This is a genomic window from Actinoplanes sp. NPDC019969, from assembly GCF_055562375.1.
Window position 1 is genome coordinate 413,987 of sequence record NZ_JBVHFK010000005.1, and the last position, 11,811, is coordinate 425,797.

Annotated in this window: 13 protein-coding genes; 11 read left to right on the top strand and 2 right to left on the bottom strand. The window is 73.1% G+C overall.

Annotation, left to right across the window (positions count from 1 at the left end):
- Positions 1-406: 406 nt before the first annotated feature.
- Genes ACZ3II_RS18090 through ACZ3II_RS18125 form a run of 8 tightly spaced genes read left to right on the top strand, consistent with a single transcriptional unit; the run spans position 407 to position 6,304 of the window.
- On the top strand, positions 407-1,447 hold the full coding sequence (locus ACZ3II_RS18090) for a LacI family DNA-binding transcriptional regulator (protein WP_465518794.1): 1,041 nt from the start codon (positions 407-409) through the stop codon (positions 1,445-1,447).
- On the top strand, positions 1,447-2,070 hold the full coding sequence (bluB, locus tag ACZ3II_RS18095; RefSeq protein WP_465518929.1) for a 5,6-dimethylbenzimidazole synthase: 624 nt from the start codon (positions 1,447-1,449) through the stop codon (positions 2,068-2,070). Before ACZ3II_RS18090 ends, bluB begins: the two co-directional genes overlap by 1 nt.
- Positions 2,070-2,909 carry a DUF72 domain-containing protein gene (locus ACZ3II_RS18100; protein WP_465518795.1) on the top strand — a complete coding sequence of 280 codons (840 nt, stop codon included), beginning with the start codon at positions 2,070-2,072 and terminating at the stop codon, positions 2,907-2,909. Before bluB ends, ACZ3II_RS18100 begins: the two co-directional genes overlap by 1 nt.
- Before the next feature lie 19 nt (positions 2,910-2,928).
- Positions 2,929-3,381, top strand: a complete 453-nt coding sequence (locus tag ACZ3II_RS18105; RefSeq protein ID WP_465518796.1) for a hypothetical protein — start codon at positions 2,929-2,931, stop codon at positions 3,379-3,381.
- Entirely contained in the window at positions 3,366-3,851 is a 486-nt protein-coding gene (locus ACZ3II_RS18110) for a hypothetical protein (RefSeq protein WP_465518797.1), read from the top strand. Before ACZ3II_RS18105 ends, ACZ3II_RS18110 begins: the two co-directional genes overlap by 16 nt.
- 55 nt (positions 3,852-3,906) lie before the next feature.
- Entirely contained in the window at positions 3,907-4,209 is a 303-nt protein-coding gene (locus ACZ3II_RS18115; protein WP_465518798.1) for a hypothetical protein, read from the top strand.
- On the top strand, positions 4,206-5,822 hold the full coding sequence (locus ACZ3II_RS18120) for an alpha/beta hydrolase (RefSeq protein WP_465518799.1): 1,617 nt from the start codon (positions 4,206-4,208) through the stop codon (positions 5,820-5,822). The genes ACZ3II_RS18115 and ACZ3II_RS18120 overlap by 4 nt, the downstream gene beginning before the upstream one ends.
- The gene (locus tag ACZ3II_RS18125) at positions 5,819-6,304 is read left to right on the top strand and encodes a hypothetical protein (RefSeq protein ID WP_465518800.1); all 486 of its coding nucleotides are present in this window, start codon (positions 5,819-5,821) and stop codon (positions 6,302-6,304) included. Before ACZ3II_RS18120 ends, ACZ3II_RS18125 begins: the two co-directional genes overlap by 4 nt.
- Before the next feature lie 45 nt (positions 6,305-6,349).
- Here the strand turns inward: ACZ3II_RS18125 and ACZ3II_RS18130 are convergent, their stop codons facing one another.
- The gene (locus ACZ3II_RS18130; protein ID WP_465518801.1) at positions 6,350-7,222 is read right to left on the bottom strand and encodes a poly(ethylene terephthalate) hydrolase family protein; all 873 of its coding nucleotides are present in this window, start codon (positions 7,220-7,222) and stop codon (positions 6,350-6,352) included.
- 282 nt (positions 7,223-7,504) lie between these two features.
- Between ACZ3II_RS18130 and ACZ3II_RS18135 the strand changes: the two genes are divergently transcribed.
- Together ACZ3II_RS18135 and prfH are read left to right on the top strand one after the other, a co-directional pair.
- The gene (locus ACZ3II_RS18135; RefSeq protein ID WP_465518802.1) at positions 7,505-8,647 is read left to right on the top strand and encodes an RNA ligase RtcB family protein; all 1,143 of its coding nucleotides are present in this window, start codon (positions 7,505-7,507) and stop codon (positions 8,645-8,647) included.
- A gap of 121 nt (positions 8,648-8,768) precedes the next feature.
- The gene (prfH, locus tag ACZ3II_RS18140; RefSeq protein WP_465518803.1) at positions 8,769-9,377 is read left to right on the top strand and encodes a peptide chain release factor H; all 609 of its coding nucleotides are present in this window, start codon (positions 8,769-8,771) and stop codon (positions 9,375-9,377) included.
- Between the two features lies 1 nt (position 9,378).
- Here prfH and ACZ3II_RS18145 read toward each other — a convergent pair whose 3' ends face one another.
- Entirely contained in the window at positions 9,379-10,329 is a 951-nt protein-coding gene (locus tag ACZ3II_RS18145; protein ID WP_465518804.1) for an Lrp/AsnC family transcriptional regulator, read from the bottom strand.
- An 86-nt stretch (positions 10,330-10,415) separates the two neighbouring features.
- On the opposite strand from ACZ3II_RS18145, the gene ACZ3II_RS18150 reads away from it, so the two are divergent.
- Complete coding sequence (locus ACZ3II_RS18150; protein ID WP_465518805.1) at positions 10,416-11,801, top strand: MFS transporter; 1,386 nt, start codon at positions 10,416-10,418, stop codon at positions 11,799-11,801.
- Positions 11,802-11,811 lie beyond the last annotated feature (10 nt).

Genomic DNA, 11,811 nt, shown 5'->3' on the forward strand with positions numbered 1-11,811 from the left:
CGTGCCGCGAGCGTCGCGGATGCCGCCGTCTCGTCGTCGGAGGGGCGAAGGCGGCGGGCTGGTGCAGACTCCAGTAATTGATCTTCGTGTGCCGGCGCAGCGGGGGCTCAGGGGATGCGCCCGGCGGCCGGAAACGCCCGCGCCTCCAGGATCTCGGGGATCCCGGCCGAAGTGTGCTCGCGGACCTCCACCCCTTACGCTGGACCACGAGAGCTTCCATGCCCAGGCGGAGGGGCGGGAGCGCAACCAGCCTCCAGCCGGTCGGCGGTGTCCTCTCGGCGGGCCGGTGGCCGGGCAGCCGCTCGTGGACCGCATCGGCCCGGTTCTGGATCGTCGGGACAGGGGGACGCCCTCGGGTGCGGGGGCGGGGATTGAAATGTTTCAAGAGTCGTGGTTGACTCACCGGGTGACACTCCAGCCGCGCAACGGGCGCGCACCGTCGGTCAAGGACGTCGCCGCCGCCGCGGGCGTCTCCCTCGGCACCGTCTCCAACGTCCTCAACCGGCCCGCCGTGGTCAGCACCGCCACCCGGGAGCGGGTCGAGCGGGCCATGGCCGAGCTCGGCTTCGTGCGCAACGAGTCGGCCCGCCAGCTGCGTGCCGGCACCAGCCGCGCGCTGGCCTACGTGATGCTCGACGGCGGCAACCCGTTCTTCCACGACGTCGCCGAGGGCATCGAGACCGCCGCCGAGGACGCCGACCTGTCGCTGTTCGTCTGCAACTCCAGCGGCCGTTCCGAGCGCGAGATCAAACACATCGACCGGCTCGTCCAGCAGCGCGTCCAGGGCATCCTGATCACCCCGGTCGACCCGGACGCGCCGCACCTGCGCGACATCTCCCAGCGCGGCATCCCGTTCGTCATGGTCGACCGGTTCAGCCGGGACGGCGGGCACTGCTCGGTCGCCGTCGACGACGTGCTCGGCGGCCGGATCGCCGTGGAGCACCTGATCGACCGCGGTCACCGGCGGGTCGCGTTCGTCGGCGGGCCGGACAGCATCGGCCAGGTCCGCGAGCGGCTGCAGGGCGCCCGGGCGGTCTGGGCCGAGTTCGGCATGCCCGAGGAGGACCTGATCCACCTGCCGACCGAGGCGCTCACCGTCGCCGAGGGCCGGTCGGCCGGCGAGCGGCTGGCCGGCCTGCCGAGCCGGCGCCGGCCGACCGCCGCGTTCTGCGCCAACGACCTGCTCGCCCTCGGCCTGCTGCAGCACGCCGTCACCGCCGGCCTGCGGGTGCCCGACGATCTGGCGATCGTCGGGTTCGACGACATCGACTTCGCCGCGGCCGCCGCGGTGCCGCTCACCTCGGTGCGCCAGCCGCGGCAGGAGCTCGGCCGGACCGCCGCGCGGCTGGTGCTCGACGAGGCCGGCAACCCCGACCACACCCACGAGCAGGCCACGTTCGTGCCGGCGCTGGTGGCCCGCGCCTCCACTGGTACCGTCCGGCGGTGATCCACGACCTGTACGAGGTCATCCACAGCCGCCGCGACGTCCGCGCCGAGTTCACCGGCGCCCCGGTCGACCCAGGCGTGCTCGACCGGGTGCTGACCGCCGCGCACGCCGCCCCGAGCGTCGGGCTGTCCCAGCCGTGGGACTTCGTGCTGGTCCGGTCCCGGCCGCTGCGCGAGGCCTTCTACCAGCACGTCCAGTCCGAGCGGGACACCTTCGCCGCGACCCTGGACGCCGACGCGGCCGAACGGTTCGCCCGCATCAAGATCGACGGGGTGCTGGAGTCCAGCCTGTCGGTCGTGGTCACCTACGACCCGTCACGCGGCGGGCCCGCGGTCCTCGGCCGGCACGCCATCGCCGACGCCGGGCTCTATTCGGTCTGCCTCGCCATCCAGAACCTGTGGCTGGCCGCGACCGCCGAACGGCTCGGCGTCGGCTGGGTGTCGTTCTACCGCGAGGAGTTCCTGAGCGACCTGCTCGGCATCCCGGCGGGCATCCGGCCGGTCGCCTGGCTCTGCCTCGGCCCGGTCACCCACCTCGAAGACGTGCCCGACCTGGAACGGCACGGCTGGCGCCAGCGGCGGCCACTGAGTGACGCGCTGCACGCCGACCGGTGGGGGCAGTGATGCGCCTGCACGTGGGCTGCGCGATGTGGTCGCTCAGGTCGTGGCAGGGGCGTTTCATCCCCGCCGGCCCGGATCGGCTGCGCGCCTATGCGGGCTGGTGCGACGCGGTCGAGGGCAACACCACGTTCTACGCGACGCCGTCACTGTCGACGGTCTCCACCTGGGCCGCCCAGACACCACCGGACTTTCGCTTCGTCCTGAAACTGCCCCGCGCGGTCACCCACGACTCCAACCTCTCCGACGTTTCGGCTCTGTCGGAATTCGTTCGGGTGATCGAGCCGCTCGGGGACCGCGTCCACGCGCTGTGGATACAACTGCCGGGATCCTTCGGACCCGGCGACCTGCCGGTCCTCTCCCGGTTCCTGCACGGCTTGCCAACCCCTTTCCGGTACGCCGTGGAAGTCCGCGATCAGGCCTTCTTCCACGACCCGCGCCGGCTCGAGGAGACGCTCGCCCAGGCCGGGGCGGAGTGGGTCCCGTTCGACACCACCGAGTTCTTCCGTACGCCGCCGACCAGCGACGCCGAACGCGACGCCTGGCTGAAGAAGCCCCGCATGCCGCTGCGCACCACCGCCCTCACCGACCGCCCGATCATCCGTTACCTGGGCCGCGACGCCGAGGACCGGACCGTCGAGGGCTGGCGCAAGTGGGTGCCGATCGTCGCGGGCTGGCTGCGCGAGGGCCGGTCACCGACCTTCTTCGTGCACACCCCGGACAACGCGGACGCGCCCGCCCTGTGCCGCCGCTTCCACGACGAGGTCCGCGCGCTGGTGCCGTCGCTGGCCCCGCTGCCGGAGCCGGCGCCGATCGAGGAGGACGGCCCGCCGACGCTGTTCTGATTGCGGTACCGTGCCGCCCATGACGCAGGCGCACATCGAGCAACAGGGCCGGGACGAGGCCTGGGTGGAGCGGCATCCCGGCCGGCCGGTGACGATGATCCTGGCGGTGCTGCTCGCGATCCAGGTGATCGGCATGTTCGGGGCGCTGCTCACCGCCGCCGTCACGACCGGCGACCACGCCGGGATCCTTGATCCGAACCTGGAGCGGTTCGGCGACCCGAAGGACTCGATCCCGCTGATCGGCCCGGCCGAGCTGTGGAACCCGCTCCTGTGGATCTTCGGCCTGCCCCACTCGATCGTCGTCATGATCAAACCGTTCCCGCTGGCCGGTCTCCTGCTCGCGGCGGGTTCGCTGGTCGTGGCCGGCCGGCGGTGGGTGCGGCCGGCGCTCTGGACCGCGGCATTCGTGGCGCTGACCGTGCTGACCTTCTCGCCGTGGGGTTCGGTTCTGCACGTGTGGCTGATCGACTGATGGGCGTCCTCTACGACTACTTCCGCGCGCCCGACGCCGCCGCCGTCGCCGCCCTGATGGACCGCACGGAGGCCACCTCCCCGGCGAACCTCGGCGACTGGCCGACCCCGGTCGTCGAGCTCAAACGGATCGACCCGGTCGTGGTCCTCGGGCAGCTGATCGGCTTCATCGACCCGTCGGCGCGCGGCACGGCCCGGGACAGCCTGGTCTGGCCGCCCGGCGGCGAGCAGGACACCGCACACGAGGGACCGTGGGTCACCCTCCTGCCCGACACCACCCGTGACGTGCTGGCCGGGTTCGACGACGCCCGGCTGCCGGAGGTGACGGCCCGGTGGGTGCGGATCGAGGAGTTCGGCGACCACCGCGACGGCGACGAGGCGTTCGCCGCCGAGACCATCACCGAACTGACCGTGCTGGCCCGGGCGGCCCGCGACGCAGGCGAGCACCTCTTCTGCTGGATCTGCCTGTGAACCGGTGACGGCACGGCGGCGTACGGCCTCTTAGGAGCGAACCAGGAGGCCAGCCGTGACCATGCCGTTCGGGGTGATGCAGGTCGACGTCCTGATCCTGGCGGGCGCCGCGGCCGGTGCCGTGGCCGCCGCCGGGACCTTGGACGACGCCCGCACCGCCACCCGTGACAATCTCGCCCTCGCCAACCAGCGGGGCTGGGCCGCTGCCGCCACCACCCGCGCCGCCGAGGACGCCTGGCACGCGTACGCCGGGCGGCTCGCCGGCGACATGCGCGCGTTCGGCCGGGAACTGCTCGCGGCGGCCGGGCTGGTCGGCGCCACCGACGAGCGGTCCGGCCAGGAGATCGGTGCGAAATGAGCACCCTCACGCTCGCGGACCTGCTCAACGTCGACGCCGGGCCGTGGCACGCGGCGGCCGCCGGGTGGCGGCGGCTGGCCGACGGGATCGACGACGCGGCGGAACAGTTCATCCGGTCCAGCCGCGACCTCGCCTTCGCCTGGACCGCCGGGGAGGGCGCGCAGGCGGCCACCGGCAAGGCCGCCGGGATGCGCGACCGGGTCAGCAACTCCTACAACCCGGCGCGGCGGGTCTTCGACGCGCTCGACCGGCACGCCTACGCCGTCAACGAGCTGCGGCAGACCGCGGAGGGCATCGTTGCCGCCGCCCGGCAGGCCGGTCTCGTCGTCGACGTCGCCGCCGGCACCGTCCAGCAGCCCGCCGGCGCCACCGCTGACGTCGACGGCATCGTGGCCGACCTCGGCACGGTGCTGGAACGGGCCCGGGCCCTCGACGACGCGACGGTCACCGCGATCCAGGTCAACATGCCGTCCACCATCACCCCGCCCGGGCAGCCGGGCCTGCCACCGGTCACCCGGGAGCAGCTGCAGGCACAGCAGGGGCGGACCCCGGCGCAGGTACGGGCGTGGTGGGAGACGCTGACCCCGCAGCAGCAGGAACAGGCCATCACCGGGATGCCGGAGCTGGTCGGCTGGCTGGACGGGGTACCGGCCACCGACCGGGACGTCGCCAACCGGATTCGGCTCGACCGCGACCGGGACGAGCTGGTGGCCCGGCAGACCGAGCTGGAGCGGGAGATCGGGCACAAGTACGAGGACGCGCGGGGCCGGCCGGCGGGACGGGTCTTCGCCGCCGAGATGCAGAACCTCCAGGCGGAGCTGGCGAGAGTACGGGGCCGGATCGGCGACCTCGGCGACATCGAGAACAAACTGGGGGAGCTCGGCCCGAACGGGATGCTGCTCGGCATCGACCCGGCCGGGGACGGGAAGGCGATCGTCGCGGTCGGCAACCCGGACACGGCCCGGCACACCGCGGTCTGGGTGCCCGGCGTCAGCACGGACCTCGCCGACGTCGACAACGACCTGAAGCGTGTCGTCAACATCCAGCAGGTCGCCGACATCCGCACCGACATGCCCGGTGACGTCGCGGCGGTGCTGTGGCTGGGCTACGACGCGCCGGAGATCAACACCTCGGCGCTCGGCAGCGAACGCGCCGAGCAGGGCGCACAGGCGCTCGACCGCTTCACCGACGGCCTGCGGGCCACCCACTCCACGGATCCGTCGCACGTCACGGTGGTCGGGCACAGCTACGGCTCGACGGTGGTCGCGGAGGCGGCGCTGAACGGGGACGGGCTCGACGTGCAGGACATCATCACCGCCGGGAGCCCGGGCATGCACACCGACCATGCGTCCGATCTCGGCATCGACCCGCGCCACGTGTGGGCCGGCCGGGCCGAAGGCGACGGGATCGCCGGCTGGGCCGGCAGCATCCCCGGGGTCCACGACAACGAGCCGAGCGACGAGGACTTCGGCGGCAACCGGTTCACCGTGGACACCGAGGGACACAGCGCCTACTGGGACAAGGGCACGCAGAGCCTGTTCAACCAGGCCAACATCATCGTCGGTAACTATGGGGAGGTCGGTTTGGATCACGGAAAGGCGCCGACATCATGAGCCGGTGGTCACGCGGCATCGGCTGGGCGCTGGTGGCCGCCTTGATGGTGACGGCCGGATGCTCCGTCAAGGAGGAGAACATGCAGACGATGGCACAGGCCGACGCCACCCGGCGGGTCGGTCAGGACGCGGAGGTGGTCCGTGCGGCGGCCGGCGCGGGCGACTTCAGTCAGGCGAACGCGAACGTCTCACCCTGCGACGGCAGACGCGGCGAGCTGTCCGACACCGACGAGGTCTACTACATCCAGGGCCTCTATCAACTGCTCATCCCGGCGGAGCAGCACCGCCCGGTGCTGGCGAAGGTGAAGTCCGCTCTGATGAGCAACGGCTACACCGTCACGAAGGAGCGTGACTACGACGCCGGCGGTGGCGAGATCTTCGCGAAGACCGAGGACGGCCACGACCTGATCATCGCCAGCGGCGAGGGCCGGGCGATGTCGCTGATGCTGTCGTCGCCCTGCTACCGGACCCCGGGGCCCTGACCGGCCGAGGGCCCGGCGAACGCCGGGCCCTCGGTACCGATGTGGTCAGGAGTGCGGGCAGGTGGCGCGGTACTCCTGGATGGCCGAGCCGGACGGCGCCGGGCACAGGAACTGGTCGTACCGGGTGTCGTTGTCGATGAAGCGCTTGAGCCAGGACAGGCTGTACTTGGCCACTGTCACGCTGCCGCCCTGGGTGGGCGCGGAGTGGCTCGCGTTGTTGAGTTCCAGGTACGCCTTCTCCGGGGCGGCGCCCATGCTGTTGTAGAACGGCTCCGCGTGCGAGGTGACCGACGCGACGGTGTCGTTCTCCGCGCCGATGATCATGGTGGGGACCCGGACCGTGGACCAGCTCTTGGTGCCGTGCCACGGGGTCATCGGGACCGCGGCCTGCAACGCGGGCCGGGTGCGGGCCGCGGCCAGGCTGCCGCCGCCGCCCATCGAGTGGCCCATCACGCCGAGCCGGGTGGCGTCGATGCGGGTGCGCACCGAGCTGGTGGTGGTCAGGTAGTCGAGCGCGCCCAGCAGCTGGGTGCCGCGGCTGTCCGGCTGGTCGAGGGTGCTGCGGGTGTCGATGGTGATCACCACGAAGCCCTGGGAGGCCAGGCGCGGGCCGAGCCACGCGATGCTCGACTGGGACGCGGTGAAGCCGGGGGAGATCGCGATCGCGCCGAACGTGCCGGCGGTCGTGCTGGTCGGGTAGTAGATGGTGCCGCCGCCGAACGTGGAGACGCTGGACCGGCTGACGGTGGTGGTGGCGATCGCGAAACTGCCGCGGGCGGCCTCGATGCTGGCGTTGGTGGGGGCGGGGCCACGCTCGTACGGGTTGGCGGCGACGGCCGGGGTGGTGGGCGTCAGGACGAGGGCGGCGGCGACGCCGGCGGCTGCCAGGAACGAGCGGGTACGGGTGGGAACGGGCATCTGGAACTCCCTGGGGTCGTGGGATTCCCTGTAATCGAAGGATGTCGATTAGTTAACCCGGGAGTAACAAAGCCGGGGTAATCCCACCCCACTACCTGCCGTGGCGATATGTCCGGCGGTAAATCGGTTGCGAGGGCACGGCGGCTCGGCGAGGGTGATCGCCATGACGTACTGAGGCACTTCCCCGCGCATCCCACCCGGCCCACGACACCGGCCGGCTCCGCCACCTCCGCGTGCTCTGCGCCGCGCCGAGGCCTCCGTCATGCGAAAGAAGCGCCTGCCTTGTCTCAGCAGCACACCTCCGCCACCGTCGAGATCTTCGCCGCGCCCGGCAGCTGGATCGAGTCCGACGCCGTCGACCAGTGCCACCAGGTGGCCCGGCTGGACGGCATGATCCACGTCGCCGGGATGCCCGACCTGCACCCCGGCAAGGGCGCCCCGATCGGCGCCGCGATGACCTCGGCGATCCTCTACCCCTTCCTGGTCGGCTCGGACATCGGCTGCGGCATCGCGGTCTACCCGGTCCGGCTCAAGCGGGCCGTCCCGGAGAAGCTCGCCGCCCGTTTCCCCGACCTGGACGAGCCGGTCGGCGCGGACGGCCTCGACGTCCCCGCCGGGTACACCGACCAGCTCGGCACCGTCGGCCGCGGCAACCACTTCGTCGAACTCGCCAAGGTCGGCGAGGTCCTCGACGCCGGGCACGCGGCCCGGCTCGAACTGGCCGCCGGCGACCTGGTCCTGATCGTGCACAGCGGCTCCCGCGGTCTCGGCGAGCGGATCCTGCGCGCGCACACCGAAGCGCACGGCGCGGGCCCGGCCGCCGACCCGCAGGCGTACCTGGCCGCCCACGACGACGCGGTCCGCTGGGGCCACCTGAACCGGCGGCTGATGGCCGAGCGGGTCGCCGCCGCCCTCGGCGCCGAACTGGGCGACCCCGTCACCGACGTCTGCCACAACTCCGTCGAGGTCCTCAGCGTGTTGAGTTCGGGCGCGTATGACGGCCGAACTCAACACGCTGAAAGGGTTTACCTGCACCGCAAGGGCGCGGCGCCGGGCGACGGCCAGGACGTGCTGATCGCCGGCACCCGCGGCACGCGCTCGTTCCTGGTGGCGGGTCACTCCGGCAGCGCGGCCGGCTTCTCGGTCGCGCACGGCGCGGGACGCAAGATGTCGCGGGCCGACGCGCTGCGGCGCGGCAGGGCCAAACACACCGTCGAAGAGCTGCGGCGTACGGCGGTGGGCTCCCTGGTCGTGTGCGGCGACCGGCAACTGCTCTTCGAGGAGGCGCCGACCGCGTACAAGAAGATCGAGCAGGTGATCGGCGACCTGGTCGCGCACGAGCTGGCCACCCCGGTCGTGAGCACGCTGCCGCTGGTCACCTACAAGACCGCCGACCTCGCGCCCCGCCGCGGCGGCCGCCGATGAGGGCCGTGCCGGTGGTGACCTGCTGGATCGGCCGGTGCCTGGCGCCGCACCGGCCGCGCCCGGTCGACCGCCCGCGCAACCAGGAGGCGGTCACCCGCCCGCGGATGAGGAGGTGGGCGCGGTGAGCGTACATCTGCTGGTGTCCGCCGGTCGCGGACCGCAGGAGTGCGCATGGGCCCTGGCCCGGCTGGTCCGGCGGCTGGAGGCCGACGCCGCGCGGCGGAAGATCACGACGCGGCGGGTGGAGAGCGTGCCGGGGGAGCGGCCCGGGACGTTCCGGTCGATGATCGTGGAGATCGCCGGGGACGGGGCGGACGCGTTCGCCGCGTCGTGGACCGGGACGCTGTGCTGGCAGGCGCCCAGCCCGTACCGGACCGGGCCGGGACGCAAGAACTGGTACGTCACCGCGCAACCGTGCCGGCTCGGCGCCGACAGCACCCCGTTCGACGAGCGGGACGTGGAGATCGTCGGCTGCCGGACCGGCGGACCGGGCGGGCAGCACCGCAACAAGGCCAGCACGGCTGTCCGCGCCACCCACCGGCCCACCGGGACCGTGGTGGTGGTCGACACCGAACGCCAGTTCAGCCTGAACCGCAGCCTCGCCCTGCGCCAGCTGCGGGACCGTCTGGAGGCCGGCGACCGGGCCGCGGGCCGGGCCGTGGAGACCGCCCGGTGGCGGGTGCACGACGAACTGGTCCGCGGCGACCCCACCCGGATCGAACGGCCCTGATTCAGACGGCGCCGAGCTGTTTGACGTGGCGCAGCAGCGGCGCCGACTCGACCCGGTCGACGCCGTCGAGCCCGTTCACCCGCTCGGTCAGGTAGCGGTAGAAGGCGGCCATGTCCCGGCAGATCACCGTCGCCACCAGGTTGGTGGCGCCGGTGGTCGCCGCCGCGAACACCACCTCCTCGTGCTCGGTCAGCGCCGCGCCGACGGCGGCCAGCCGGGCCGGGGACACCGTCATCCAGAGCAGCACCGGCGCCAGGAACCCGAACACCGGCGGGGTCACCTCGACGTCGTAGTACAGCGAGCCGGAACCGCGCAGCTCCCGCATCCGGCGCCGGACCGTCGACTCCGGCCAGCCGGTCGCGGCGGCCAGCTCGGCGTACCCGGCGCGGCCGTCCCGGGAGAGCACCTCCAGCAGCGGGCCGTCGCCGTCGGTGACCGGGGCCGGGTCGCCGCCGGACGCGGGCGGGGTCAGGGCGGCGATCTGGGTGGGCGTGAGGGCGTCGTCGCGGCGGTCCGGGCCGATCATGCCGCCGACGTAGTGGTGGATCAGGCAGTGCGCGCTCACCGACACCAGGTTCGGTGTGCGCGGCAGTTTCTGCAGCAGCAGGGCGGCCCGGTCGGCGTGCGCGGCGACCCGCACCGAGCAGGACACCTCGGTGCCGCCGGAGAACAGGCTCACCCAGGTGGTGTCCGGGCGGCGGGCCAGGGCGTCGGCCAGCGGAGCGGCTCTGTCCGGGCGGGTGTGCAGGCGCAACATCCACGTCTCGTAGCCGAGCCGGACCGGGTTGATCAGCCCGACCACCCGGACCCCGGCGGTCTCGCGCAGCCGCCGGTAGCGCCGGGCCACCGTCTGGTCGGAGACGCCCAGGACCGCGCCCATCTCCCGCCAGCCGGCCCGGCCGTCGATCCGCAGGGCGTGCACGATCGCCCGGTCCAGGTCGTCGATTTCCACCAAAGCACCGTAGCGCAGTGTCGAGATCCGCCGGATGCCCGGAAGAACGTGGGGCGATGTAGCGAACCGGCGGCAGAGTACGGCGCATGCGAAAATGGATACCGCTGGTCGCCGTCTGTCTCGGCACCTTCCTGCTGCTCGTGGACGTCACCATCGTGGTGGTCGCGCTGCCCGGCATCGCCGAGCACCTGAACGCCGGCCCGCACGACCTGGCCTGGGTGCTGGACGGCTACGCCCTGGCGCTGGCCGCCCTGGTGCTCGGCGCCGGCGCGCTCGCCGACCGGTACGGGCGCCGGGCCACGTACCTCATCGGGCTGTCGATCTTCGCGGTGTCGTCGCTGCTCTGCGCCCTCGCCCCGAACGTGCCCGCGCTGGTCGCCGCCCGCGCCCTGCAGGGCATCGGCGGCGCCGCCATGTTCGCCACCACCGTCGCCATCCTCAACGTCACCTACCAGGGCCGGGACCGCGGCGTCGCGTTCGGCGTGTGGGGCGCGGTCAGCGGCGCGGCGACCGCGGCCGGCCCGCTCGCCGGCGGCCTGCTCACCGAGCACTTCGGCTGGCGCTGGATCTTCCTGGTCAACCTGCCGGTGTGCGTGGCCGCGGCCTGGTTCACGCTGCGCGCCGTCACCGAGTCCCGCGCCGGGCGGGCCGGCCGCTTCGACGTGCCCGGCACCGTCACGTTCACCCTGGCGGCGACGGCCGTCACGTACGGGCTGATCACCGCCGCCGACGACGGCTGGACCGCGCCGTCGGTGCTCGGCCCGCTGGCCGCCGGACTGGCCGGTGCGGCGCTGTTCGTGCTGGTCGAGCTCCGGTCGGCAGACCCGATGCTGGACCTCACGCTGTTCCGGCGGCCGGCGTTCACCGCGATGATCGTGGCCGCGTTCCTGTGCCACGCCGCCGCGTTCGCGTACCTGCCGTTCACCACCACCTGGCTGCAGGCCGTCCTCGGGTACGGGCCGGTCGACGCCGGGCTGCTCGGCGCGCTGCCGCTGAGCGGGGCCGCGCTGGTCGTCGGCGCGCTCGCCGGGCGGCGTCTGCAGAACGTCAAGCCCCGCATCGCCGTCGGCGCCGGCCTGCTGCTGATCGCCGCCGGCGACCTCGCCCAGTCGGTTGTGGACGACGGCAGCCGCGCGGCGGTGCTGATCCCCGGCCTGATCCTGGTCGGGCTCGGCGCCGGGGTGGTGCTGCCGGTGCTGTCGTCGGCGGTGCTGGCCGAGGTGCCCCGCGAGCGCAGCGGCATGGCCGGCGGGGCGCTCAACACGTTCCGGCAGCTCGGGTTCGCGTTCGGGGTGGCGATCTTCGGCGCGGTGCTCCAGGACCGGGCGGCGACCGGCGGGTACGCGGCCGGCCTCAGCGGTGTGGCGCTCGTCGCGGCCGGGTTCGCTGTGGTCGCGGCGATCACGGTGTTCGCCCTGGCCGGCAGCCGGACGCCGGCGGCCGGGACGGTCCAAACGGTGAAAAACGGGTGACATCCACTGG